We start from the raw sequence: 25,528 nt of genomic DNA, 5'->3' as shown, positions 1-25,528 counted from the left end.
AGGCTTATCAAAAGAAATACTTCATCAAACCTATTCCCACCATGACCATCCAGTACCTTTCCGACCTACACCTGGAGTTCCGGGAAAACGCCGAGTACCTGAAAGCGAACCCCATCCCGCCCCGGGCGGAGGTACTTGTTCTGGCGGGGGATGTGGTGCCGTTTCAGTACCTGGATCAGCACAAATGGTTTTTCAAGTACCTGTCCGATCATTTCAAAAGTACCTACTGGCTGCCCGGCAACCACGAGTACTACCAGTCCGACGCCGCCTACCGCTCGGGTACTTTGCACGAGAAAATCCGGAGCAACGTCTTTCTGGTCAATAACCTGGCGCTCACGCTCGGTCAAGCCCGGCTCCTTTTCTCCACGCTCTGGGGGCACATCGGCCCCGCCCACGACTACCTCCTCGAGGCCAACGTCAGCGATTTTCACCGCATAAGGTACCAGGGCAAGCGCTTCTCGGCCCGGTACTTCAACGAGCTCCACGCCGACAGCATGGCGTTTCTGAGCCGGGTACTGGCCGAAGCCCATCCGGGCCCCACGCTCGTGGCCACGCACCACGTACCTACCCTTTTAAACTACCCTAGCCAGTACCAAGGCAGCCTGCTGAACGAGGCCTTCGCCGTAGAGCTCCACGACTTCATTGAAAGTACCTCCGCCGACTACTGGATCTACGGCCACCACCATAGTAAAGTACCTGACTTCAGCATCGGCCGCACCCGCCTGCTCACCAACCAGCTCGGCTACGTGCAGCTGGGCGAGCACCGGGGCTTCGACGCGGGCAGGGTACTTGAGCTGTGAGTTAGGAAAACGTACGTGCAAGCACCCCCTGTTTCGCTACCCAAGTACCCTACCCACCAACCACTTAACACAAATTAATCCGCCCTTCTCACTACTATTATACTACTTTGTATGTATAATAAAATCATTTTACATACATTTGGGTAATTAATGACAAGAGATGAAAGGTACAAACCTCGGCGAATTCGAAGAACTGGTCCTGCTCACGGTAGCGGCGCTGCTGGAGGAAGCCTACAGCGTGGCGATCTGCGATGAGCTCTCGGCGCATACGGGCCGCACGGTGAAGCTGGGCGTGGTCCATGCGGTGCTCAACCGGCTCGAAGAGAAAGGACTTCTTAAAAGTGAGCTGGGCGAAGCCACCAAGGCGCGCGGTGGTAAGCGCAAACGATTTTATCAACTGACGGCCGCGGGAAAGGCGGCCCTGGTCCACGCCAAGTCGCTGCGCGACCAGCTCTGGGATCGGATTCCGTCGCTTGTCTGGAAAAAAATATAGCATGAAAGAGCAACCCCAGCCCCCCGCCTGGGCGCAGCGCTTCGTGGCGTGGTACTGCAAGCCCAGCCTCGTGGAGGACCTCCTGGGCGACCTCAACGAGTACTTCGAGCGCAATGTACAAGCCCTCGGGCCGCGGCGCGCGAAGCTGATCTACATCATCGATGCCCTTAAGTTTTTTAGAATCTATACGGTACGAAAACCCACCTTGGCGAACCTTTTTATCAACCGGATCATGCTCGGAAGCTACATCAAAACATCGGGGCGCAACGTCATGCGCAACAAACTGTTCTCGTCCATCAACATAGTCGGCCTGGCCATCAGCATGTCCGTGGGGCTACTGCTGATCGCCTTTCTGCTCGACCTGCGCTCGTACGACCGGTTCAACCAGCAGGGTGAGCGGATCTACCGCATCACCAACGTAGCAACGTTCAAAGGTGAGCAAGGCAGCGGCAAATATGCATCGACCTCGCTCAAAACCGGCAGGCTGATCCGGGAGAAAGTGACCGGCGTGGAGGAAGTGGCGATCCTGCGCAACGACTTCTCGCAGGACGCGCAGGTGGGCGACCGCGCGCTTCCCCTCAAAGGCTTCTGGGCGGAGCCGTCGGTGTTCAGGATCTTTACCTTCCCGATGCTGGAGGGCAATCCCGAAACGGCGCTACGCGATCCGTACTCGATCGTGCTCACAGAGACCGCCGCCCGAAAGCTGTTTGGCCACGAGTCGGCGCTGGGCAGGGCGATCAAACTGGATACCCTGGACTACCAGGTGACCGGTATCATGAAGGACCTCCCCTTCTTTTCGCATATCCAGTTTGAGGCGCTGGTATCGCTGTCAACGGCCGAGCAGCTCAACCGCCACGACCAAAACTTCGAGAAATGGACCAGCATGTTTTCGAACTCCGTGTACCTTTTGCTGCCTCCCACCGCCGACCTGCCCGCTATCCAGTCGCAGCTCGACGCCCTGGCCCGGGAGGAAAACCGTGCGGAAGAAAACACGAAGATCCAGCTTGAACTACTCCCCTTATATGACATCGTGGTCGGAGAGAATCTTCATTCCGGCTCCATGAGCGGCTCCGTGGGCCCTCACGTACCACCGCTCGTCCTCTGGCTGCTCGGCGGGCTAGCCTTGGTGGTGATCTTGTCGGCCTGTTTTAATTACACCAATCTTTCGATTGCCCGGGGTATGCGCCGCTTCAAAGAAGTAGGCCTTCGGAAAGCCATCGGTGCCGAAAAAAGCCAGGTACGGTACCAGTTTCTGGTGGAGGCCATCCTCCTTTCCCTGGCCGCCCTTTTTCTTTCGTTCTTCCTGTTCCTTCTCTTGCGGCCGCAGCTCATCCACCTGGCCCCGGAGATCCAGCGCATGGTGAAGCTCGACCTCACGCCCACGATGGTGGTAGCCTTCGTCGTTTTTTCGGTGGCCGTCGGGATTATGGCCGGCCTGGTTCCCGCCCTGTTCTTTTCGAACGCCAGCGCCATCCAAGCGCTCAAGAATGAGTCCGCCCGGAACCGCACCGGCGGACCGGCCGTACCACGGGCGTCCTGGTCGGTGCAAGGACTCAGGTACCTCACCCTCCGCGCCACCGCTCCGACGCAACGGCTCGGTAGGCGCGCCCTGGCGGTGATTCAGTACACCTTCACGTTGATCTTCATCACCACCACCGCCATTGGCTACGTGCAGTACAAAAACATCCTGGCCTTCGACCTGGGCTTCAATACCGAGAACATCCTGAACATCCCTATGCAGGGCCATAAACCCGACGCGCTGCTCAAGGAACTGAGCGAGATCCCGGAAGTGACGGGCTTGTCGCGGTCCTTGATCATTACCAGCGTGGGCAATGCCTGGGGCGGCTACATGAAGTACCAGGATTCGCAGGACTCGGCCCTGGTCATGACCAACCACGTGGACGAAAACTACCTGCCGCTGCATGGGTACCAGCTCCTGGCGGGGGGCAATTTTGTGACGCGCCCCACTACTGCCGACGGTGCCCGCGAAGTGATCGTGAACCAGCAGTTCTTAAAACGATTTAACATCAGCCCCCGCGACCCCCAAAAAGCCATCGGGCAGGAAGTCACCTTCAGCAACTTCAAGGTACATGGACGCCGGATGACCATCGTGGGCGTGATGAAAGACTTTCACTACGGCAAGGTCGATAACCTCATCGGGCCGGTGGCTTTTATGCCCTGGACTCCCGAAGACCCGGCCATCATCAACGCCAAAATAAAAAGTACGGACCTGCCCGCGACGTTGGCCAAGATCGAGTCCACCTGGAAGAAGATCGACCAGGTGCATCCCTTTGAGGCGGAATTTTACGACGAAGCCATCGAAGCGGCCTACCGCGAATTTTCCGTCCTGATCAAGATCATCGGCTTCCTTTCCTTCCTGGCCATTTCCATCGCCTCGATGGGCCTGTTCGGCATGGTGGTATTCACCACCGAGACCCGGCTCAAAGAGATCGTCATCCGAAAGGTGATGGGGGCCAGCTCCGGCAGCCTGATCTACCTGCTGAGCCGCGGATTTCTGGTACTGCTGGCGGTAGCGGCCCTCATCGCGCTGCCAGTCACGTACCTTTTCTTCGAAAACGTGGTGCTCACCCACTTTCCCTACCACAGGCCGGTGCAGCTCGTAGAGCTGCTCTTTGGCCTGCTGGCGGTCGTGGTGGTGGCCGGTCTGATCATCGGTTCGCAGACGCTCAAGGCCGCACGGACGAATCCGACGGAGGTACTTAGGGGCGAATAAGGGGGTACTTTGGGGGACTAGAGTTTGTTTTCGCCGAAGTGCATGGCCAGCTGGGTACCTTCCTCCTGTACTACCCACGCCTCTTCTTCTGGCTGGGCGTAGACCGGGAGGGGCTTTTCGGCTGGCCTGGCAAGTACCCCTTTAGGCAAGGTACCTGTAGCCGCGGTTTTCTTCCGGGCCGGCTTTGGGGCAGGGGTACTTTTCTCCTGCTTCAGCGCCTTGATGCGCTCCAGCAGCACGCGGGCGGGCTCGTCGGTGGAGTCTTGGGGTACCAGCTCGCCGCGGAAGGCTTTGGCCAGCAGCGCCTGGGGTAGTTTGTCTACCTTTTCTTTTAGCGGCTTGATGGTGAGGCGTTCTGCGAAAAGCCTTTGTTTCATCAGGCTGGATGCCGGGTCGGTATGGAGGTGGTACTCCGCCGACTGCCCGATGTTGAATAGGATAGGATACTCTGCTTCTAAAAAGCTAAAGTTGGAAGGCGTCATACAGCGTTTGTCCCACGTTTTTGGTCTCTATACGATAAGCCTCTAAAGGTATCAATATAATCAGGCAATGCGCAAAGTTTTTATCTACCAAAGCCAAGTACCTTTTGTGGGATTTGCTTTACGATTCAGAAGCGTTTACAAACGCACCTTCTTGGCCGCGTAGCGGTCGAATGTTTATAGCGAAGAGGATATAGGTAGGGAACTCGCGTGCCTTTAGGTACGCAACCCGCCGCACGTTGCGTACCTAAAGGCACGCGGGCGGATTTGGGTGGCCCTTTTAGCTATAAACATCGGGTGCCTACGGCACTGATTCGCCTCATGCTTTTTGGTGGGAGAATTAGCTCTTAACGCTTTTCCGACGCGCGTGAGGGTACAGGACACACGTAGCCCTTTTATAAGAAAATAGGTATAGACGTACTCACTTCCATGTCACCCCTTCGGGGTTTTATCGGATGCGTGTTTCCTTTGATCTATAATCCTGTCACCCCGTCGGGGTTGCAGCTGACAACTATTTCCCTCCATCTATAATCCTTATACCCCGTCGGGGTTGCAGTTGACATAAGTTTCCCTTGATCTACCTCCTGTCCCCTCGCACGGCGGCGGTTCACCACCCGAACAGGTACAATCAGGGGGTACTTTTATGTTCACTAACTACCTTCGGGTACCCTACTTCAGGCAATCTAAAAAAAAGTTTACCTACCTCACTTACCTTTTGGCTTCCCGCCGGATATACTATCAAATGGGAAGATTAGCTCGATCAGCCATAGCCAATAGGCGCATCGTGCAGGGCCCCTTACCGCAAGGCTCCTCCTACCCATGAAGGTACCTTTGTCAACGCATACTATATCCACACCTATAAACTTACTATTTATCCACACCTAAACGCATATTTTTATCCACACCTATAAACATAACTATATCCACATCATGAGCTGGGGTTGGGAAGCCAGAATCGAGGCAGTTGCTTAGAACGATGGCTTCCCTTCTTCCCTTTGAGACCAGTCGGTTTTGTCCTATGTTTGTAGAGGTAACCTTTGCACTACATGTCTTCACCCAATTTGAACACTTTTACGCAGTCCGAATTGTATGATGCACTCAAAATGCGGCAAGCCTGGGCTTATGATCATCTCTACCGCGAATTAAAAAATCCGTTTCAGTATTGGGTTGTGCGCAACAACGGCTCCGAAATGGACGCCGAAGATGCCTTTCACAAAGGGTTGTTAAATTTTTTATTAAATATTGAAACCGGAAAATACCAGTTTCAGGAAAACGCCAAAATCACGACGGTCATTTTTGATTACTGCAAAAAAGTGTGGCTCAACGAGCTCGCTTCCAGCCGCTTAAAAACCCGGACTAGCTTGCCAGACGCGTATGACCCCGTGCATGATACCGATTTACAAAAAGACTTGGAAAGACATGAGCTGGTAGCTCAGGTACGCGCAGCCTTGGCTCACTTGAAAGCCGAATGTCGACAGCTGATCGAGTGGTTTTATATGGATGATTTATCACTCCGCGAGATCGCCGAAAAACTAGGGATGAAGGAATCATCAACGAAACAAAAACGATATGATTGCACCGAAAAACTCAAACAATTGCTGCTAAAACAAATCTAAAAAAGTCGATGAATAAAGAGCAGTTCGACCGGATAGAATCCTACCTCCAAGACACCCTTTCGGAGGCCGATAAACGATCTTTTGAAGCAGATTTAGAGACGGATGCGAATCTAAGGAAAGAATGGGAGCTGCATCAGAAATTGAATCTGGGGCTACGGGCCATGGCCATTGAAAAACAACTACGCAACGCCCGCCACCGAGCCAACCAACGCATAAAGACACATCCTGCTCGAAGAACGAATACGCTATTTCAGATCTGGTCGGTGGCGGCTTCCATCGTGCTCGTACTGGGCTTAGGCTGGTGGGCTTGGCAGATCAAAAGTACCTCGGATGCGGGGCAACTGTCGGCTTTGGCAGAGCAGGAAATGACGGACGTGCAATACAAATCAATGCCCCTGGATTCGCTGCAAAACCTCACCAAAACGGCTCAACAACGTAACGCACGCGAAAAAGCGGAGTGGTATGTGGCCCTGGCGTACCTTAAAAAAGGAAGAAAAAAAGAGGCAAAAGAGCTGCTAACCAGAATCTCTAACGATCCGCGACATACCTATTCTCAAAAAGCCGAAAAGCTACTGAAGCAGGGATTTAACTAGCGGCCTTTCCCCTACGATAAGTACTTTTAACCCTTACTTTATTTAAAAGTATAGCGTACCCCCAGGCCCAGGCTTTGCGTACTCGACTCAATACTGATCCGGGTGGATTTCCGGGATTTGGGAATCGCCAATAGCAGAACCTCCGTAAGGGCCGCCACCCCGACCACCCCCAGCGAGGCCACAAACTTGGACCGGTTTCGCTTCGAGTCCTTAGCTTCGTTATAAGCCGTTTGCCATTGGTCATACTCTCCGGCTGTCATGATGATATGGTCGCCGTCAGGGTCGGTCATTTTGCCAATCCGATTGACTTCATCGAGCTTCGTTTGGTACTGTTTATTGAGCGAGTAGGCATACGCTCCCGCGCCTAAACCCACCGCCCCTACCAGTAGTTTGGGCCCAAGGCGGTGATTTCTCGTAGCTGCATTTGCGGACTTTGTTTTTTCGGGCGAATCGATCAAGTTATTGGGTTTACTTCTAGCTACCGAAGAAGTATCTTGTGAGCCAGTGGCTGCTTTTTTGGACGGCTCCTCGGCTTTTCGGTTCTGGTCGGCTTTCAGTTTTATGAAGGCCTCGCTGTTTTGAATCTGCAGCTGAATCAAGGCGGGTTTGGTGGCATATGGGAGCGCTTTCTGGTACCGTACTTTGGCTTCCTCGTAGTTTTGTTGTTCGTAGTACCGGGTAGCTTCTCCCGTCCAGTAGTCGGTCAGATTCACTTTAGTAATGGAATCCTTCGGGTTTTCCATTACGATCTGTTCAAAAAGCCCGGCTGCTTCCTCGCCTTTTCCGGCGTTTAAGGCTTTATGGGCTTCCTCCCGGAGTTTCACTAATTTTTCTACCAGCGCGATTCGCCCCTTGGCGTAAGGGTCGTTTTCATAGGTAGGTACTTCGAGGCAATTGCGGTATTGCCGAAGGGCGTTCAGGTAGTCGCCCCGATCAAAAAAAGCATCCGCCCGTTTTTTATAGCGGTCGTATTCGTCGTCGGCCAATTTCCAATGCACAGGTACCTTTTTGGCCCCATCGGGAGAGGTACCTTTTGCCCCATGGGTACAAATGCTGAATCCCATTATAACCAGTAGTAGAACTGCTTTCTTCATGTAGCTTATTGATTAACTTCACAATCTTTGATTTTGCGACTTACCTCTTCGGTCTGACGCAACGACTGCGCCAGCCTGAACCACGCTTTGGCCCCTTCGTACTCACTACGCTCGTAGATCCGATTCCCTTTCTCAAAATAAATGGTGTAAGCCGTGTTACCCTGCGTGGTATTTAGGTCATTTTCGGCCGCTAGTTGGCGTGCTTTGCTGAACGATTCCATCGCGGCCTGTTTATTATTGGCACTGCTGATCAGCTCGTTCCCCTTCTGAATCAGCTCGTCGTACTCCATTTGCTTTTTTTCCAAGGGTACTTTTTTAGTTGCTTCGGGTAACTCTTTGGTGGGGCTCCGGTTTTCGTTCAATGGATTTGGCAGCACGGAGGCCTGGCTAACAGGTACCTCCCGCGGCGCTTGGGTAGTACTTTTCTCCTGAATTTGGCGGGGATCCGTCGTCGCTATTTCCTGGGAAACGGTCATGGAGGTACCTGTTTCACCGGCGGGCAGTTCCTTTTTTTCGGAGGGCGACCGGAAAGTCCAAATCAATAAAGCGATGAGAAGTACCCCTGCCCCCAGGGCGCCTTTCAGCCAAAAAGGGGCGCTTTTTGCCAGATTCACGGACGCAGGCCTGTTGGGTTTTTTATCCTGAGCCGCGTCGCTCGGCGCGGGAAGGGTGGCCGTTGGGGCCACGTACACATCCGTCGACTCTTCGGCGGGCAGGAGCTTGACGCCGGGCCGGGCAGGAGTTGTGGGCGCGGTTGGTTTTTCCAAATACGCCAACAGCTCTTCCGGCTTGCGGACCCGCTGGCGAATATCCCCGACCAGACACAAACGAATCATGCTTTGATAGGGCTCAGGTACTGTATCGAGGCGTTCGGGGAGCTGAACGGCTGTGATTTGGCGTTCCAGTTCGCGCCGTTGGGTAGGTTCGCTCGATTGGCTTCGGGCGCTGAAAGGTTTCTCGCCCGTAATCATCTCGTACAAAATCACCCCGAAAGCCCACAAGTCGAGGTTGAAACTAACCCGCCCGCCCACGATTTGCTCGGGGGCTTTATAGGAAGGGGTACCTCGGCCATCGCTCAGGTCGAAGTCCGAACTATCGATTTCGTCATCCGAGACGAACTTACTCAGGCCAAAATCGGCGATTTTAGGGATCAGGCGGCCGCGGTTATCCCTCGAAATCAGAATATTGGCGGGCTTAAAGTCCCGATGCACAATGCGCTTTTGGTGAAGTACCTTCAGGCCCTCCAGGATGCCGCGTACGAGTTCCCGGAGCTCGGCATCGCTGAGCTGCCGGGATTTGAGCAGGTCGGCCAGGTTGCCATCGGGATAGTACTTCATGATGGCAAAATCGCTCAGGCCCATTTCGGTTTCGAGGCGGTAACAGGCATCGTAACGCGCAATATTGGCGTGGCGGGGTACCTTTTGGGCCAGCTCTACCTCGGCTTTAAGCGACTTGGCGTCGTTGTGCCGGTATTCGCTGATTTTGATCGCCACCCACTCCGTTTCTACCTGATCCTCTACCTTGATTACTTTTCCGTAAGTACCCGTACCGAGCCAGGTACTATCGTCGCCAAAGTGGATCGGGTAGCGCTTGCGGAAATCAGCATAGGAAGTAAAAGCAGCGTTCATAGGAGCTTGGGTTTTAATCGGGGTACCTGGTAATCAGCACGTCCATGCCACCGGAAGTAGAAAGCGATGAACTACCCAGATTGATCGTTCCATTGAAAAAGCCCACCATAAAAATAAGGCTACCCGCCCCATTGACCGCCAGCGCATTGTATCCGTCGGCGGACGAACTGCCCACCGCCTTGGCAAAACGGAAATTGCCGTTGGTGTCATATTGGGCCAAAAAAGCGTCGGTATCACCCGCTGACCGAAGTACGGTAGTGCCGAACTGGCAATTGTCGCTTAGCAAACCCGCCAGGTAGATGTTGCCCGCGTTGTCGAATACCAGCTTATTACCCGCGTCGAAGCCGGGGCCACCCGCGGTTCTTACCCATTCGACATTGAGCGTATTCAGGTTGTATTTGGCCAGGAAAATATCATTTCCTCCCCCTCTGTAATCCACGGTAAGGCTACCATACCTATTTCCGCCAATGATTCCGGTGGCGTAGAGCGCGCCATTATGAATGGCCAGGCTATTTCCGTAAACGAAGGTACCGGAGTTGCCCCGGTGAAAGGCTACCAGATTGCCAAAGGAGTTGTATTTGGCAATAAAAATATCGGGTGTCACATTGGAAGAATGTTGAGCCACGGCACCCGAAGCCGAACGGAACGACCCCGCCGACTCGAAGCTTCCACTCATGTAGACATTGCCATCGGTATCAACGACAATACTACTGGCAAAGTCGCTTTCAAAACCGCCGCTCGATACCGCCCAGAGCACATCGCCGCTAGCCGAGAGCTTGGTGAGGAACATGTCGTATTTCCCATCAGTACCCAGGCCGGGCAAGGTGATCGAACCAAAGACGGTACTTGGGGCACCGAAGATCCCCGTGAGATAAATCCCTGTAGCATGCAAGGCAATGGAAGTACCTATTTCGGAGCTCCCCCCACCGTAGGTTCTGAACCAGACCAACCTGCCGTCGCGGGTGTATTTTGCCAGGAATACATCGCTGTTGCCGTTCACCGTTCTGCGAATCACATTTCCGTTCCGAACATCATCGGGGCTGTTGTAGTAGCCTGCGTTGGGGCTCACCTCCCCCGTGACATAGATATCGCCGTTGTCGTCAATCACGACGTCTTTTACTTCGTCGGTGGTGTTGCCCGTAATGCGCTGAATCCAGACGCCCTCACCCTTGCTGTTGTATTTGGCAATGAAAATATCGTTACTGCCGGCCACGCTCATAGTAGTGGTCCCGAAGGTAAATGAGGCCCCATAGGTACCTACCACGTAGGCATTACTTGCCGCATCCACCGCTACACTTCGGCCTATGTCATTGCCCGATCCGCCCATTTTCCAGGCGGCGAAGTTAGCCGTAGTAGAAATGCCGGGCTCGACGGTGGTGTTAACCGACCGGGTGATTTTCTCTCCGCATACCGACTCAATATCCGCCGTAACGGTGAAGGTACCCGCGGCGGCATAGGAATAGGTGAAGGCACTGGTGTCGGTACGTTGGGTTTGGGTGAGGGTAGTTCCTCCGTTGGTCACTTTCCAGGTGACGGTTTTCACATCGGCGGGCGTAGCCGTGACCAACGCGTAGCGGTAGGTACTGCTGCTGATCGCGGTCGGCGCGATTGCCGAGGGAAGAATGCAGGTTTTTATGCTCGTAGTGGTGGTGAGGGTACGCGTGATTTTTTCGCCACAAACGGTTTCTATTTCGGCATTGATCGTGTAAGTACCTGAGGTAATGAAGGTATGGATAAAAGCCGTCGTATCGCTTCGTTCTGCCTGGGTGATGACCGTACTGCCCTGCTGTACCTTCCAGACGACGCTCTTGACGTCTGCCGATGCAGAAGTAACCAGGACGTATGTATACGTTGATTGACTAACGCTTGCTGTGGTTACGGAAGTAGGTAGTGCACACGTTTTAAGACTTTTAAGATCAGGCTCGATCCAGGCGCAGCTCAGCATCAGGCCCGCTAAGCTGAAAAGGAGAAGTCGAGAGAAAGAAGGGATAAATTTTGAGGGTAAAGGTTGCTTCATAAAAATGGTGCCTGGCTATATTCGGGATTTGACACCCAAAAATAAGAATTTTGGTCAACTTTCTCACTGTAACCTGCTAAGGGATAATTCGTCGGAGAATTTTCCATAAAATAAGGGGGCTTGAAGGTTGGGCGTGCTGCGTCTAAGGCGGGGAGACAGGTAGTCGTAAAGTTCTCTGATGGTCACTGTCCTATCCCGGTTGCTATCAGCGTCCCCCCGCAGTCCTTTGAGCATAAAAAAAGTAAATACCCCGCCCTGGATAGCCCCACTTTCCACCGACGACTGGGTGGAGCGTGAGGAGAGCATGAGCACCACCTGGGCAGTAGTTGAAGTTATGGTGGCGGGTTGCTGCCAGGCGGCGCGCGCAGTCATGCCGCCCGACAGGCAGGCATCGGCGATACAGAGTTTTATAGAGGCCGCCGAGGGCTTAAACCTTGCTTTGACCTCCTGGTAGGGTAAGACAGTCGTGGGGTCGATGGCACTGACGTCGTAGGGAACAAACCCTCCCTTCAGCCCGTGACCGGAAAAATAGAAAATGACCCGATCCTGCGGGGTGGCCTTTTTAAAAAGGTCCATTGCGTTCAGAATGGCAGATTTGGTAGCCGACTGGTTGGTCAGAAGCCTGATATTAGTAACGGGGACCCGCCCCCCGGCCTCGCTTTGCAAAAAGGCCGCAAAACGCCGGGCATCCTGATCGGCATAGCGGAGGTCGCCGGTACGGTAGTCCGTAATTTTATAATCCGAAATACCCACTACCACCGCATAGGTTGTTTTAGCTTTGGTTTCCCGACAACCAAAGGACACACCCAAAAACAAGCACAGCACCCCGTGGAGGAGGGATTTCGCAGAATACATCATTCAATCATAGATAGGCAAATAGGGCTACTTCCATCTCTTGCTTTTCGAACACGTCAATAAGAAAAATTCGTTTCCTCCTTACTCACACTCTTTATCTTCACCAGGCAGCCTGAGTAGTTGTCCCGAGTGAGATTACTACAGAGAGTAAGCAAGTGATTAACAATTTCCTGAGAGAAAGCATAGCGGGAAAATATGTTCCCTAAAGCTTGATCATCAATCTGTTCTATAACACCATCCGTACACAAAAAGAAATAGTCGCCTGCCTGAACGTCAGTCAGATGCGTAATTTCTCCTTTATCCATCCGCGGTGGAAACCGATTGGAGTCCACGCCCACCGAACGGCTCAGCGAGTTGCGTCGGGGGTGATGCAGGGCCTGCTCTTCGGTGATAATGCCTTCGGACACCAGCTCCTGGACATATTTATGATCCTGGGTTTGGTGCAAGATAGCCCCCCCGCGTATTTGATACACCCGACTATCGCCAATATGCACTACCGTGGCTCCCGCATTGGTTAGTTGTAACAGGGCCAAGGTACTGCCCAGTCTGCTCAAAAGGGGATTTTTTATGAGGAATTCCCTCAAATCGTAGTAGGCACTTGCCAGCGCTTCGGCAAAATAGGTTTCATTAATACAGTTGGTAGGATGCTGCTGCATAAAGCGGGCTACCGCCTCCGCCACTAATTGGCTGGCTACTTCTCCCTGATCCCAGCCTCCTATCCCGTCGCACACAATAAACAGGCGGCTCCACTCATCGGCCGGGTACACATAATCCTGATTACTGACCCGCTGACCAATAAGTGAAAAAGTGACCGGAGTATCAATGGTGATGGTCATGGAATTGTGCTTTCATTCTTAAAAACTTGGAACATTTTACTGAGTTTCATCCGGTTCTATCGCTTTAGTTACCCGGTAGCTCTCCAGCATTTTTTCGGGAATCAGGTAGGCTTCAAGCCGAAATACGTCTTTTCCTCCCAGGCCCAGAAGTCCCCGATCGACGAGATCCATTTTCTCGCCGTTCTGAAGCAGGTACCCGTTGAGCTGGGTACCGTTCAGACTGTTTTTATACTGGTGTGAATCGAGGTCGGAAGCGCCATCTTGCAGTTGGTAGCGAAAACGTCCCGTCCATTTATTAAAAAGTACCTCAAGGGTACAGTGCCTGCGACTGATGTAGCATTTGCCCTCGTGGACATACCGCTCTACCACAACCTCACAGGTAGGGGAATGGCCGATTACGTTAGTACCCAGGCGGAGAGGGTACTTCATCACGGGATTTGCTACGTAGACTAAATGGCCAAAAGACGGCAATCCTAGTAGGATACGTTCGTCGTAGTAGGATTGAACGAGCGGGTTGAGGTACCCGCAGCCGGTGTGCGTGCATTGAATGGCCCCCTTTTCAAAGTCACGCGCTTTAACCGCAATCCGCTTGCCACATTTCTGGCAGGTAATCAGGGTATTTTTAAATGCTGTCACTAGTCCATCTCGGGTAAGTCGGCGTCGTTGACATACCCGTCTTCATGGGTGTAGTCGTTGTCGTCGTTGTAAGCTACGTTTACATCGGCATCTGCCCGCAAGCCTAGATTATCATTGGTTTCAATCAAATTGCTCAGGATTTCTAATTTGCTAATCTCAGCCATGAAGGGTACCTCGATGGCTTCTTGTCCAATGACCTGCTGGTTAATCGTATCGAACTGAATGACCGTATCGATCATGGCATCCCCTTCCGCATCCACGAAGGCAATCAGGTTGTTAGAATGCTCGTCCAAAAACACAATGGCATCGGCTATGCCATCATGGTCATCGTCGATTCCCAAGGCTGGCCGTCCATTGATGAAGAGGTCGAAATAGGCAGGCTCAGCTACTATAGTTTCGATCCCATCATTCGATGGATTGTCGGCTATGGGAGGTACTTGAACAGTCTCACCTTGACCGTTTATAGTAGCAATCGTGGTTGGCTCCGATTCAACCGTCTCCGTGCTTTGCGTCGGCCGGTACCCTACGTCGCTCAAAAACTCCTGTCGCTGGCTCAGGGACAAATCCCGCCATTCTTCAACGGTATAGGTGTTAAATACCTGCCCGTGCCACGAAAAAATCCCGCCCGGACCTACTTCCTCACGGGCCACGGCGTAGGCTTCTCCAAAAGGCATTTCTTCCCTGACCTGCCCGGCGATCTTGATAGTGTCGGTGGGTGTAATAGTACCGTTTTGCACCGCCGAGGCCGTATGGTGTCGCAGAGGTGCCGTGCTTTGGGGACGTACGGGGGCTGTGGTTGTAGCAGTCTCCGCGGGCAATTCCCCTTCGGGGACCATAGGTACCTCGTCGGTAGAAAGCTCCTTTCCCTCCACATAGTCGCGAATTTTTTCAAAATTGATCGCGGCGAAGGCCGCTCCGCCCGTCAAAAGTACCGCCGCCGTACCCAGGATGTTCTTTTTCCGGTTACTGATGGTCGTTGTAGGCCCGTAGGGTTCACTCAGCGTAGGCGTTGCATTTTGGAAACGACCAAATACGTCGGTCATGTGTTGGTCGGCAGGTAGTTTTTGGGTCATAGGGACGATTTTTCTGTATATCAGGTGAAGACAATAAAGGTAAGTAAAAAAAGAAAAATTAGTTGACCCATACCGCTTTACACCGCCCGCAGGTCTTTTGCCGCGCCAGCATCTCGTACTCCCGACTGCCGAAAGCATCCCGGCAATCGGGATTGGGACAGCGGTAGCGCTGCCGGTATTCTTTTTCCAGCAGTTCGAGCTTTTCGTCGGTAGATAGCAAATGAGACGTGAGGGTGGGGATCAGGATACTGAGGCCCGCGCTGGATAGCATGGCCAATAAGCCCATGGTACCCGCCGTGGCTACGGTACCTACTCCGATGATCGAACTACCTACTACACTCCACAGCCGGATCATTTTCTCGCGGTTCCGGCAGGCTTTGCGCAATTGGGGATACTCGTCATATACGTGTTGCAGGGCCGAAAACTCCGCTGTGAAATCCAGCGGATCTTTTCGAGGGGGTCTCTTTTCGGAAATATTTTCCGGATATTCAGGCAACAAGTCTTTCACAATAAACCGGCTATCCGCCAGCCATACGGTATCGTCAATATCGACCAGTTTCCGGGTGACCTGTACTTTGTTATGCTGAGCATCCTCGAAAAAAATCCCCTTTTTGCTGCCACAATCTTCAAAGATATAGCTACTCGGCGAACACACGATAAGCCGGGCGTGGTGGCGGCTGATGGTGGGATTCGGCAAGACAACCCTGTTACTTGCGTCACGACCAAGGGTGATTATTGCTATTTCCGGTAAGTTATCCGACGTGTTCATGTACTACTTAAATCAAAATGATTACAGTTGTAATTGGGTAGGAATCAAGCTGCCAAAAATCACATTTATAAACTTAGAAGCCTTACCGCTGAAAGTCTTACTTGAATCCATCCCCAAAAGAGGTGTAAATTTTGAGAAGAGGCTGATCTCCCTCCTTATCTCCTGGAATCAGATTCTACAAGTTGGTACAAATTAACACTCTTTGAAGAATCTATTTTTACAAACATTTCCCTGGTAGTGAGATGGCAAATCCTGGTCGGGACTCAGCTACCAGATCTCTCGGCCCAGGCTCTGCTTTGATCACCCTTTATTTCTTTTTCCAGCTATGCTTTTGTGCCTTCAATCTTTTAAATACTTTTGTATTGTAAAATTAAACTTTATGATACAAGTCATTCACCGAGCGCTAGACCTAATGGAGCTTATTGCCAGCGAGCCGGAACGCCCCAAACCCCTGGGGGAACTGGCGGATCGTTTAGGACTCAACCACGGTACCTGCGCCAATATTCTTAAAACGCTGGTCAGCCGGGGATACGTCGAGCAACAAGGAGTCAAAAAAGGGTATATTCTGGGCTTCAAATCCTATGTATTAACGGGAAATGATGCTTACCGGAAAGACCTTATGGAAGCTTCACAACAGGCTATGGACCATCTTACCCGGCTCACCAACGAAAACTGCCTGCTGGCCATTCTCAAGGACGACCAGCGGCTCATTGTGCATCGCACGTTCGCCGAGCAGGACCTCCAGGTTCGGACAGCGGAGGAAAAACCAGCCTACGAATCGGCCTCCGGGCGCATGCTGCTGGCCATGCTACCCACAGATTTGCTGGAACGGTTTATTCAAAAATTCGGACTTCCCCGGCCGGAAATCTGGCCGGAAATCTTAAATCAAACCGATTTGTACAGGGCACTGGCCCAAATTCGGCGCGAAGAATTTGCCTTACAGACCATCTCGCACCGGCACATTGTCGGGCTGGCCGTACCCATTCGTAAAAAGGGAGTGGTCGTAGCCAGTCTTAGCGTTTACCTACCCGAATACCGGTACATGGCTACTTCCAAAGCTCAGCTAGTCGCCTATTTACAGACGGCCGCCGAGACCATTAACGCGAACCTCGCCTAGCCTTATTCCGCCGGGTATTGACTCCTATTCTTACCAAACCATCACTTTAAAAGTGATGGTTTTTTTATATTATAAAATACGATAATTATTTTGTAGCATTTTTACTAAAAAACAAGTAATTATTTGGAATTATATGACAAAACATCTTTTATTTGTTCACAAAATAAAATGTAATTTTATATAATAAAATACTAGCCCTTTACCTATGAAACCACCACTATGTATTATTCTTCTGGTTCTCCTGACGTTGGGAGCCCGTCCCCTGGTCATGGGCCAGGCGCGAACCATCACCGGAACCGTAACCGGCGAAGGGGATCTGCTCCCACTACCGGGGGTGAGCATCCTGGCAAAAGGTACAACGCAGGGTACCACTACCGACGCAGACGGCTCGTTCCGGCTGGAAGTGTCGGGGCCGAACGCAATACTCGTTTTTTCGTTCGTAGGGTACCTGCCCCAGGAAATTCCCGTGCAGAACCAATCCGTACTAACGGTTCGCCTTGCGCTAGACGACCGCCAGCTCGATGAGGTAGTAGTGGTAGGCTACGGCACGGTGCGCAAGAGCGATTTGACGGGTTCACTAGCACAGGTAAAAGCCAAAGAAATTAATGCATTTCCGGCCACCAATGTGTTGCAGGCCATGTCGGGACGAGCCCCCGGCGTACAAGTTACCCAAAATAACGGCGCTCCCGGCGCGGCAGTGAGCGTCCGAATTCGGGGAACCAATTCCGTACAAGGGAGCAACGAGCCGTTATACGTGGTAGACGGCTTTCCGACCTCCGGCAGCAATCCGACCATTCTTAATAACAGCGATATTGAGTCCATTGAAATACTCAAAGACGCCTCCGCTACGGCCATTTACGGCTCGCGTGGGGCCAACGGCGTCGTGCTGATTACCACGCGGCAGGGCAAAGCCGGTAAAATGCAGGTAGACTACGAAGGTACCTATAGTCAGCAATCGCTACGCAAAAAGTTAGAGCTGATGGACGCGCGCGAGTATGCCCAATTCTACAACCTCCAGGCTACCAACGACGGACTCGCCCCCTACTTTACGCAGGCACAAATTGATGGTTTTACTGATAGCTTTGACTGGCAAGACCTGGTCTTTCAGAAAGCGCCCATGCAAACGCACAACCTGACCATCAGCGGAGGCAATGAAAAAACGCGGTTCTCCATTGGCGGCAGCACTTTTGCCCAGAAAGGTATCATCAAGGGAAGCGACTACAACCGGTATTCGCTGCGCGCTAATATTACCTCGGACATAAGCAAAAAATTTAGTGCTCAGTACGGAGCAACGCTGTCTAACATTGTGACGCAACGTCGCAACAATGCGGGGGGTAACCGGGGGGGGACGATGATCTCGGCGGCTATATCGGCTCCTCCTACCCTGACGCCCTATAACGAGGATGGTTCCTACCGCATATTGGCAACAGCCTATCCTTTTATTTCCAATGTATTAACTAATCCGCTCAACCATATTAACGAGCAGTCTGACATAGTAGATGCTAACCGGGTGCTGGCCAATGCGGCCCTACTTTACAAGCCATTCGAAGGACTAACCATCAAAATTTCGGGAGGGATAGAAAGTAACGACGACCGCACCGACAACTACACCAAGACGACCTTTATCAATTCGCAGGGCTCCGCCAGCGTCTCAGCGACACGGGGCACGAGCCTCCTGAGTGAAAATACTATCAGCTATGTCAAGACGTTGGGCGATAAACATAACATCTCGGCCGTAGCGGGATTTACCTACCAGGATTTTCTCAATAAATCACTGGGCGGCTCCGGCGTTGGATTTTTGAGCGATATAACCGAAACCTATAACTTGGGCGCGGCGGGTACTCCGGGCATTCCGTCTTCGAGCTACTCCTTTGCTACGCTTCTATCGTATTTGGGCCGGGTCAATTACAGCTACGCGGGCAAATACCTGGCCACTCTAAGCTTTCGGGCCGATGGCTCTTCCCGGTATAGTGAAGGCAACAAGTGGGGATTTTTCCCTTCTGCGGCTTTGGCCTGGCGTCTTTCGGAAGAAGAATTTTTACGAACAAGTACTACCATTTCCGACCTGAAAATTCGGGCTAGCTGGGGAAAAACCGGAAGTCAGGCGATAGGAGCGTATGCTACCCTGAATAATCTTAATGCTGGTAAAACGGTTTTTGGGGATGCCCTCTACAATACCTTTGCCCCGGGTACGCGCCTACCGGGAAACCTGAAATGGGAAACGACCGAGCAAACCGACCTGGGAATAGATGCGGCTTTCTTCAATAATCGCTACCGGGTAACGGTCGATTACTACATCAAAAATACCCGCGATCTATTAAATACAGTACAACTTCCCATCGGCTTTGGCTTTACGAGTACCATTCAAAATGTAGGGCAGATTCAGAACAAGGGTCTGGAGCTCTCGTTGGACAGCCGAATCTTGGACGGTGATTTTACCTGGGATCTGGGCGGCAATATCTCCTTTAACCGAAACAAAGTAGTGAAACTCTACAACGGAGCGGATATTCTGGGCGGTAGTATTGGCGTGACATTGATTAACGATGCCGCTAATTTGCTACGCGAGGGAGAGCCCATGAGTGTATTCTACGGCTATTTAAGAGATGGGTATACGGAGCAAGGGAAAGAAAAATACCAGGATTTAAACGGTGACGGAATAATCAATCAGCTTGATAAGACCATTATCGGCGATCCCAATCCGGATTTTATTTATGGATTAAATTCTACCATGAATTACAAAGGTTTGGAACTGACTATCTTTATTCAGGGGACCCAAGGCAACGATCTGGTGAATGTGAGCTCCATCAACAATACGCTGGACTACGGCTTTGGATTGAATATGCCGCGCGAGGTATTTACAGACCATTGGTCACCCAGCAATCCTAACGCCAAATACCCAATCATTTCCCGCTCCAATTCCTACAACTACTCCGACCGGATGGTAGAGGATGGCTCTTATCTGAGGCTGCGGACCATTCAGCTGGCCTATCAGCTGCCACTTCAATCCTGGGGCGTGAAAGGTATCCGTCATGCCCAGGTGTTTGTGAGTGGTCAAAATCTGCTGACGCTGACCAAATACTCCTGGTGGGATCCCGAAACCAACTCGCAGGGCGGAGCCAATTCACTGGGCCAGGGCATTGACCATTACAGCTACCCCACCTCCAAAGCGGTAACGGCCGGTATCCGCGTAGGGTTTTGATCCGGAACGTTTGCAGCACACTTTTTTGAAAACTTAGACTCTATTCATGATGAAAAAAATATTCCTTCTTATACCCCTGCTCGCGCTGATGGCCTGCGAGGCGATTTTGGTGGAAGCGCCAAAGGCTGTAGCGGTGGAGACATTTTATAACACGGCGGGTGAAGTAGAAACGGCCGTGAATGCGGTTTACGAGCAGCTACGGGCCACCAACAACATTAGCGGCCAACTGGGTGCACAGTTGGAAGCCTATACCGATTACAGCTACGGGCGCGGCAGCTACCAGGTACTTAGTGATTTTCAGGGGCTGAATAGTACCAACATCCCCCGCACGGATGATGGCTGGCGTCTGTTTTACCTGGCCATCCGCAACGCCAATCTGGTGATTGAGAATGCTCCTAAGGGGACCAATATCAGTCAGGCTGATGTAGCTAAATTTGTGGCTGAAGCCAAATTTCTGCGGGCGTTCAATTATTTCTGGCTGGTCCGTAATTGGGGTGCCGTACCCATCCGTACCGAGGCCACGCTCAACGAACCTAACGTGCCCAAGAGCTCGGTACAGGAGGTCTATAATCTGATTATTTCGGACCTGACCGAGGCCGAAACAAATTTGCCCGAAACTCCCGCCCAAGTGGGCCGGGCCACTAAATGGGCCGCCAAATCGGCGCTGGCAGAGGTTTACTTTACCCTTAACCGCTACGCCGAAGCACGGGGCAAAGCCAAAGAAGTAATGGACTCGGGGCGCTTTTCACTCGTTCCGGTGACGGTTGCGGAGGATTTTGAAAAAATATTTGGCCCCACAGTCGTTTCTTCCCCAGAAGAGATTCTTTACCTAAAAATGACCCGGCAAAACAACCAGGGCATGTACCTGGCCATGTTTGCCCACCATCCTGGTGCCCGGCTCCATGGAGCCGGAGGTTTTTTTGCCCATTATAGCGATAAAGTGACGAATCCGGTGCAAAGGAACTGGGACGATGCTGATCTGCGCAAGCGCTACAACTGGTATCCCTGGGATATTGGGCTGGGCGCCAATTCGCTGTTGTGCAAGAAATTCTCGGATCCGCTCGCTCCTACCCAAACTGCCGCGGGAAATGATTTTCCGATTTACCGTTACGCGGATATCTTGCTACTGTTTGCCGAAGCGGATGCGCGCGTCAATAATGCCCCGACAGCCGCCGCTCTGGAAGCCCTCAATCAGGTGCACCGCCGGGCGTATGGCCAGCCCCCCACCTCGCCATCAGCTGTCGATTTTAAACTGGCCGATTATACCGCAGCATCCTTCTACGACCTGGTCTTGAAAGAGCGGGGCTACGAAACGCAGTACGAAGCCAAGCGCTGGCTGGATCTGAAACGGTTGGGCATTCCTAAACTTCGGCAGGTCATTAAAGAGGCAACCGGTAAAGATGTAGCTGATAAGCATCTTTTCTGGCCCATTCCGGTAGGTGAGCTAAACTTTAATACCGCGCTGGATCCCAATACCGATCAAAATCCGGGGTATTAGACCTTTCAAAGTAAGTTATTGATCCTATTCCTAACCCGTTTGTTTGTACGTAACTAACAGGTAATGCACCTACTCCATTTACTAATCGCCCTCCTTAGTTTTTATCCCTGGTTGGCCGGGGATAAAAACCAGCAGGGCCAGAATGCCGGGTTTGTAAAAGTCAGTTCCCAGGACAGTCGATACCTGGCTTTTGAAAACGATTCGGTATTCATCCCTGTCGGCCCCAATATCTGCTTCCCCCGGTCCGAGTTAAACACACAGGGCATTCGTGATTATTACGAACGTTATTTTCAAAAATTGTCCCAAAATGGCGGTAACTATACTCGCATATGGCTCAGTGCCCCCCATTTTGAAGTAGAGCCTGACCGACCCGGCGTGTATGATACCGGCCTGGCTGAGCGGACCGATGCCCTGGTGGCACTCGCGGCTAAGTACGGAATTCGCATCAAGTTTTGCTTGGAACATTTTAGAAAACTAACCAACGCTCCGGCGCGTTTTGCGGGTTCAGTGGCCTTCGACCGTCCACCCTACGCCTCGCAGGTTCCAACCATGGAGTCCTTTTTTGAGTCCAAAAAGGGAAAAGACCTTTATCTGAATCGTGTTGAATTTCTGGCCCATCGCTACGCAGAAAATCCGGTAGTGATGGGCTGGGAGCTCTGGAATGAAATAAACGCCGTGCCACTGCAAGATCCACAACGGCTGCTGAACTGGACCAAAGAAATGCTCCCAAGGGTCAAAGCTAAATTTCCCCGGCAGTTGTTGATGCAAAGCATGGGCAGTATGGACAATCCATCCTCCCTTGAACTCTACCGCACCTATGTGCAACTACCCGACAACGACATTGCGCAGGTACATCGCTACCTGGACGAAGGCGCTGCTCTTCCCATTTGTCAGGCACCCATGGACGAGCTGGCCAGTGACGCTGTTCGCACGCTGCGTTCATTTAGTCCCGACAAACCCGTAATCCTTTCGGAAGTTGGTGCCGTAGAACCTCACCATGCCGGGCCCTCGCGGCTGTATGCCAAAGACACGGCCGGTATCCTGCTGCACGATTTGTTATTTGCCCCCTTTTTTTCCGGCGCGGCCGCACCCGGTCAGAGCTGGCATTGGGAATACTACATTGAAAAAAATAACCTGTGGTGGCACTTTGGCCGCTTCCGACAAGCCATCACCGCGTATGATCCCGTAGCTCAAAAGGCCCAGGCTACGGAGGCTCGAAGGGTTAACTCACTGAAAATTTATGCACTAGAAGGAAAAACCACTTCGCTATACTGGATTCGGGATGCAACGTGCAATTGGAAAACGGAACTATTGGAAGGTCAAATGCCGCAGCCCGTTCCGTCCCAGGTACTGAACCTACATCCCAAAAAAGCCAAGCGCATTTCGTTTTATGACCCCTGGAAGAATACCTGGACAGTGGCCCGCAAAAGCAGCGGCAGTCGGGTAGAAATACCCGCCTTTACCCGTTCGCTGGTCGTAAGGATAGATCATTCCCATTCATTAAAGGCGAACTAACTGAAAAACCCCCATCGGATATGAAAAAAATACTGTTGCTTTTGCTTCTGTTACAACGGGTTGGTTTTGCCCAAACCCATGCGCTGGATTCGCTCTGGGCGCAGCCGGAGGTGGAAAAAAGAATTCAGGAAGGGATTGAGGCCCATCGGAAAGGGGAATTCACACTGCATTTTCCCGATGCGAAGGGTACCTTTCAGATCGAAGTGAAGCAGGTTAAACATGCCTTTTTATTCGGTTCCAATATTTTCATGCTCCACGGGTTCAAGACTCCGGCTCAGAACCAACGCTACGAAACCGTTTTCAAAGAATTATTCAACCTGGCCTGCGTACCCTTTTACTGGAAGACCCTCGAACCTCAGCAAGGGAAGCTACGCTATGAGGCTGGTAGTCCGGAAATCTACCGTCGCCCACCGCCGGACGTAGTGCTGGATTTTTGCCGGAAAAATGGCATCACGCCCAAAGGGCACACCCTCGTGTGGGACAATGCGACCCACGCAGTACCCGATTGGTTACCCAGAGACACCAGTAAAATTCAGCCACTAATTGATCAGCGGATCAAGCAACTGGCGGAACGGTATGGGGAAACGGTCAAAACCTGGGATGTGGTGAATGAAGTTTTGAAAGACCATCCGGCCATTCCGATGCCACCCGAATATCCGCTCAAAGCCTTCCATACGGCCCAGCGTCATTTTCCGGCGGAGACCCGACTCTTTTTAAACGAGGTCACGACCGAATCCTGGCAAAACTACCACCGGGAGTACACACCTTTTAATTTACTGATTAGCCATTTAAAGCATAAAGGGGCACGCATTGACGGGTTGGGACTGCAATTTCATTTTTTTAGTGACGCGCTTCATCACAGCGTAGTAGCCGGAAAAGCCATGAAACCAGCGGATCTCTACCAAGCGCTGGATTTATACGGCACGCATCATTTGCCGATTCACGTATCCGAAATAACAATTCCTACTTTACCCAACACGCCCGAAGGATTGGAAACCCAAGCCAAACTGACCCGAAATTTTTACCGGCTCTGGTTTAGTCACCCGGCCGTGGAATCGATTATCTGGTGGAACGTGGCCGACGGGACCGCCGTGGCGGGAGAGGACAAATGGCGGGGAGGCTTTTTGGACGAAAGCCTACAGCCTAAGCCTTCCTATCACACCCTGAATACCTTACTAAATCAGGAGTGGAAAACCAATTTTAAAGCAACGGTTTCCAATAAAACACATGTGTTCAAAGGCTTTTATGGCGATTACGTCGTGAAAGTGACACGCCAGGGCAAAACCACGGAACACCCTTTTTCCATCCAGAGAGATTCCCCAAATCAACTAGCTATTTCTTTTAATTAACGCTCACTCCCTAGAAGAGAAAGTACAAAACGCATGAAAATAATTGACATTAGAACCCGCTGCGTGGCCATTCCGCTCAATGCGCAGCTACGGCACAACACGGGTGTACATCCCGGCTATTTCCTTCGTACCATCCTGGAAGTCATTACCGACGAAGGGATTACGGGTTTGGGAGAAGTGGGCGGAGGCGATCAGCGGGCCGCCCTACAGAAGCTCAAACCCCGGATCCTGGGCCTCGATCCGTTTCACCTCGAAACGCTGAAGCTCAAAGTACTGCGCTCCATTTACTACATGTCCAACAGCCGGTTGTATGCAGCCCTTGAAATGGCCTGCCTGGATATTCAGGGAAAAATCCTGGGCCGTCCGATGAGCGATCTGATCGGTGGGCAGGTGCGCGATCAGATTCCCATGATTGCCTACTTGTTCTGGCGTTACGACCGACCCGGCGGGGGGCATGACGAACGGGCCGAAGATCTGGCCGACTACTGCGTGGAGCTGCACGAAACCCTGGGTGTGAACGCCATGAAGCTGAAAGCTGGCGTGATGAAACCCCTGGAAGAGGCCCGCGTACTGGAGCTTTGCCGCCAGCAATTGGGCGACGATTTTGGCCTTCGGATTGACCCCAACGGCGTGTGGTCGGTCGCCACGGCAGTACAGGTGGGTAAGCGGCTCGAAGACCTTTCTATTGAATACTTTGAAGACCCTTCCTGGGGGCTCAATGGAAACGCGGCCGTGCGGCAGCAGGTACGTATTCCCATTGCCACCAATATGTACCCCGCCCGCTTTGACGACCTGGCTCCCGCCATCAAAATGAATGCCGTGGATATTGTACTCACGGATCTGCACTACTGGGAAGGTCCGCGCGGCGTCAAGGATCTGGTGGCGGTTTGCAATACCTTTAATCTGGGAGTAGCCATGCACAGCGGGGCCGAGTTTGGCGTTGAGCTTGCGGCCATGCTGCATACGGCGGCCACCATACCCACCATGACCTTCGCCGGCGATGCCCACTACCACTACCTCACCGACGACATCATTGAAGGCGGCCCGCTGCCCTACGAAGACGGGTGCATCAAAGTGCCGCAGGGACCGGGACTTGGGGTGCGCCTGGATGAGGACAAAATGAAGTTTTATGAAAAGTACTACGAAGAAAAAGGCGACTACTACGCTCGTTTTCACCAGGACCCCTACCGCCCCGACTGGTACCCCACCGTGGGTGGCGTTTAAGTT

At 52.2% G+C, this 25,528-nt stretch carries 20 protein-coding genes; 11 read left to right on the top strand and 9 right to left on the bottom strand.

The annotated features are described in order from the left end of the window. Nucleotides 1-41: 41 nt before the first annotated feature. The 3 genes from HNQ92_RS03655 (at nucleotide 42) to HNQ92_RS03645 (ending at nucleotide 4,027) form a co-directional block, all read left to right on the top strand. Complete coding sequence (locus HNQ92_RS03655; protein WP_184171048.1) at nucleotides 42-800, top strand: metallophosphoesterase; 759 nt, start codon at nucleotides 42-44, stop codon at nucleotides 798-800. Nucleotides 801-960: 160 nt separating this feature from the next. Then, nucleotides 961-1,293, top strand: coding sequence for a PadR family transcriptional regulator (locus HNQ92_RS03650; protein ID WP_184171045.1), 333 nt, complete (start codon nucleotides 961-963; stop codon nucleotides 1,291-1,293). Between the two features lies 1 nt (nucleotide 1,294). Next, a complete protein-coding gene (locus tag HNQ92_RS03645) occupies nucleotides 1,295-4,027 on the top strand; it encodes an ABC transporter permease (RefSeq protein ID WP_221307363.1) in 2,733 nt (910 codons plus the stop codon). Between the two features lie 17 nt (nucleotides 4,028-4,044). On the opposite strand, the gene HNQ92_RS03640 is transcribed toward HNQ92_RS03645, so the two are convergent. Then, nucleotides 4,045-4,509, bottom strand: a complete 465-nt coding sequence (locus HNQ92_RS03640; RefSeq protein ID WP_184171042.1) for a hypothetical protein — start codon at nucleotides 4,507-4,509, stop codon at nucleotides 4,045-4,047. A 1,043-nt stretch (nucleotides 4,510-5,552) separates the two neighbouring features. On the opposite strand from HNQ92_RS03640, the gene HNQ92_RS03635 reads away from it, so the two are divergent. Next, nucleotides 5,553-6,122: an RNA polymerase sigma factor gene (locus HNQ92_RS03635; protein ID WP_184171040.1), complete on the top strand. Its 570-nt coding sequence runs from the start codon at nucleotides 5,553-5,555 to the stop codon at nucleotides 6,120-6,122. A gap of 8 nt (nucleotides 6,123-6,130) precedes the next feature. After that, entirely contained in the window at nucleotides 6,131-6,715 is a 585-nt protein-coding gene (locus HNQ92_RS03630) for a hypothetical protein (protein WP_184171036.1), read from the top strand. A gap of 38 nt (nucleotides 6,716-6,753) precedes the next feature. Here HNQ92_RS03630 and HNQ92_RS03625 read toward each other — a convergent pair whose 3' ends face one another. The 8 genes from HNQ92_RS03625 to HNQ92_RS03590 form a co-directional block, all read right to left on the bottom strand. Next, nucleotides 6,754-7,713, bottom strand: coding sequence for a hypothetical protein (locus HNQ92_RS03625; RefSeq protein WP_184171034.1), 960 nt, complete (start codon nucleotides 7,711-7,713; stop codon nucleotides 6,754-6,756). Between the two features lie 101 nt (nucleotides 7,714-7,814). After that, nucleotides 7,815-9,437 (bottom strand): serine/threonine-protein kinase, encoded by a 1,623-nt coding sequence (locus HNQ92_RS03620; RefSeq protein WP_184171031.1) that lies wholly within the window; start codon nucleotides 9,435-9,437, stop codon nucleotides 7,815-7,817. Between the two features lie 13 nt (nucleotides 9,438-9,450). Continuing rightward, a complete protein-coding gene (locus HNQ92_RS03615; RefSeq protein ID WP_184171028.1) occupies nucleotides 9,451-11,454 on the bottom strand; it encodes an SBBP repeat-containing protein in 2,004 nt (667 codons plus the stop codon). A gap of 63 nt (nucleotides 11,455-11,517) precedes the next feature. Further along, nucleotides 11,518-12,312 (bottom strand): caspase family protein, encoded by a 795-nt coding sequence (locus HNQ92_RS03610; RefSeq protein WP_246439574.1) that lies wholly within the window; start codon nucleotides 12,310-12,312, stop codon nucleotides 11,518-11,520. A 53-nt stretch (nucleotides 12,313-12,365) separates the two neighbouring features. Next, nucleotides 12,366-13,145, bottom strand: coding sequence for a PP2C family protein-serine/threonine phosphatase (locus HNQ92_RS03605; RefSeq protein WP_184171025.1), 780 nt, complete (start codon nucleotides 13,143-13,145; stop codon nucleotides 12,366-12,368). A 36-nt stretch (nucleotides 13,146-13,181) separates the two neighbouring features. Continuing rightward, the gene (locus HNQ92_RS03600) at nucleotides 13,182-13,781 is read right to left on the bottom strand and encodes an FHA domain-containing protein (protein ID WP_184171022.1); all 600 of its coding nucleotides are present in this window, start codon (nucleotides 13,779-13,781) and stop codon (nucleotides 13,182-13,184) included. Continuing rightward, complete coding sequence (locus HNQ92_RS03595; protein ID WP_184171019.1) at nucleotides 13,781-14,854, bottom strand: hypothetical protein; 1,074 nt, start codon at nucleotides 14,852-14,854, stop codon at nucleotides 13,781-13,783. The genes HNQ92_RS03600 and HNQ92_RS03595 overlap by 1 nt, the downstream gene beginning before the upstream one ends. Nucleotides 14,855-14,912: 58 nt before the next feature. Beyond that, nucleotides 14,913-15,623, bottom strand: a complete 711-nt coding sequence (locus tag HNQ92_RS03590) for an FHA domain-containing protein (RefSeq protein ID WP_184171016.1) — start codon at nucleotides 15,621-15,623, stop codon at nucleotides 14,913-14,915. 379 nt (nucleotides 15,624-16,002) lie between these two features. On the opposite strand from HNQ92_RS03590, the gene HNQ92_RS03585 reads away from it, so the two are divergent. From HNQ92_RS03585 to HNQ92_RS03560, 6 genes are all read left to right on the top strand, one after another. After that, nucleotides 16,003-16,740, top strand: coding sequence for an IclR family transcriptional regulator (locus HNQ92_RS03585; protein WP_184171013.1), 738 nt, complete (start codon nucleotides 16,003-16,005; stop codon nucleotides 16,738-16,740). 205 nt (nucleotides 16,741-16,945) lie between these two features. Then, nucleotides 16,946-19,939, top strand: coding sequence for a SusC/RagA family TonB-linked outer membrane protein (locus HNQ92_RS03580; RefSeq protein WP_184171010.1), 2,994 nt, complete (start codon nucleotides 16,946-16,948; stop codon nucleotides 19,937-19,939). A 46-nt stretch (nucleotides 19,940-19,985) separates the two neighbouring features. Next, nucleotides 19,986-21,437 carry a RagB/SusD family nutrient uptake outer membrane protein gene (locus HNQ92_RS03575; RefSeq protein WP_343062927.1) on the top strand — a complete coding sequence of 484 codons (1,452 nt, stop codon included), beginning with the start codon at nucleotides 19,986-19,988 and terminating at the stop codon, nucleotides 21,435-21,437. 63 nt (nucleotides 21,438-21,500) lie between these two features. After that, a complete protein-coding gene (locus tag HNQ92_RS03570; RefSeq protein ID WP_184171007.1) occupies nucleotides 21,501-22,952 on the top strand; it encodes a glycoside hydrolase 5 family protein in 1,452 nt (483 codons plus the stop codon). Between the two features lie 20 nt (nucleotides 22,953-22,972). Next, nucleotides 22,973-24,301: an endo-1,4-beta-xylanase gene (locus HNQ92_RS03565; protein WP_184171004.1), complete on the top strand. Its 1,329-nt coding sequence runs from the start codon at nucleotides 22,973-22,975 to the stop codon at nucleotides 24,299-24,301. 33 nt (nucleotides 24,302-24,334) lie between these two features. Next, nucleotides 24,335-25,525, top strand: coding sequence for an enolase C-terminal domain-like protein (locus HNQ92_RS03560; RefSeq protein ID WP_184171000.1), 1,191 nt, complete (start codon nucleotides 24,335-24,337; stop codon nucleotides 25,523-25,525). The last annotated feature ends 3 nt before the right edge of the window (nucleotides 25,526-25,528 follow it).

It is taken from the genome of Rhabdobacter roseus, from assembly GCF_014202275.1.
In the GTDB taxonomy this organism is placed as follows: Bacteria; Bacteroidota; Bacteroidia; order Cytophagales; family Spirosomataceae; genus Rhabdobacter; species Rhabdobacter roseus.
Note: the sequence above shows the minus strand (reverse complement) of the source record. Positions and strands in the feature narration are given on the sequence as shown.

Bases quoted from the DNA above. Each gene is read 5' to 3' on its own strand.
- HNQ92_RS03650 (WP_184171045.1), top strand. From the start codon at position 961: ATGAAAGGTACAAACCTCGGCGAATTCGAAGAACTGGTCCTGCTCACG.
- HNQ92_RS03605 (WP_184171025.1), bottom strand. From the start codon at position 13,145: ATGACCATCACCATTGATACTCCGGTCACTTTTTCACTTATTGGTCAG.
- HNQ92_RS03560 (WP_184171000.1), top strand. From the start codon at position 24,335: ATGAAAATAATTGACATTAGAACCCGCTGCGTGGCCATTCCGCTCAAT.
- HNQ92_RS03610 (WP_246439574.1), bottom strand. From the start codon at position 12,312: ATGATGTATTCTGCGAAATCCCTCCTCCACGGGGTGCTGTGCTTGTTT.
- HNQ92_RS03620 (WP_184171031.1), bottom strand. From the start codon at position 9,437: ATGAACGCTGCTTTTACTTCCTATGCTGATTTCCGCAAGCGCTACCCG.
- HNQ92_RS03590 (WP_184171016.1), bottom strand. From the start codon at position 15,623: ATGAACACGTCGGATAACTTACCGGAAATAGCAATAATCACCCTTGGT.
- HNQ92_RS03585 (WP_184171013.1), top strand. From the start codon at position 16,003: ATGATACAAGTCATTCACCGAGCGCTAGACCTAATGGAGCTTATTGCC.
- HNQ92_RS03615 (WP_184171028.1), bottom strand. From the start codon at position 11,454: ATGAAGCAACCTTTACCCTCAAAATTTATCCCTTCTTTCTCTCGACTT.
- HNQ92_RS03575 (WP_343062927.1), top strand. From the start codon at position 19,986: ATGATGAAAAAAATATTCCTTCTTATACCCCTGCTCGCGCTGATGGCC.
- HNQ92_RS03630 (WP_184171036.1), top strand. From the start codon at position 6,131: ATGAATAAAGAGCAGTTCGACCGGATAGAATCCTACCTCCAAGACACC.
- HNQ92_RS03635 (WP_184171040.1), top strand. From the start codon at position 5,553: ATGTCTTCACCCAATTTGAACACTTTTACGCAGTCCGAATTGTATGAT.
- HNQ92_RS03655 (WP_184171048.1), top strand. From the start codon at position 42: ATGACCATCCAGTACCTTTCCGACCTACACCTGGAGTTCCGGGAAAAC.
- HNQ92_RS03595 (WP_184171019.1), bottom strand. From the start codon at position 14,854: ATGACCCAAAAACTACCTGCCGACCAACACATGACCGACGTATTTGGT.
- HNQ92_RS03640 (WP_184171042.1), bottom strand. From the start codon at position 4,509: ATGACGCCTTCCAACTTTAGCTTTTTAGAAGCAGAGTATCCTATCCTA.
- HNQ92_RS03580 (WP_184171010.1), top strand. From the start codon at position 16,946: ATGAAACCACCACTATGTATTATTCTTCTGGTTCTCCTGACGTTGGGA.
- HNQ92_RS03570 (WP_184171007.1), top strand. From the start codon at position 21,501: ATGCACCTACTCCATTTACTAATCGCCCTCCTTAGTTTTTATCCCTGG.
- HNQ92_RS03645 (WP_221307363.1), top strand. From the start codon at position 1,295: ATGAAAGAGCAACCCCAGCCCCCCGCCTGGGCGCAGCGCTTCGTGGCG.
- HNQ92_RS03565 (WP_184171004.1), top strand. From the start codon at position 22,973: ATGAAAAAAATACTGTTGCTTTTGCTTCTGTTACAACGGGTTGGTTTT.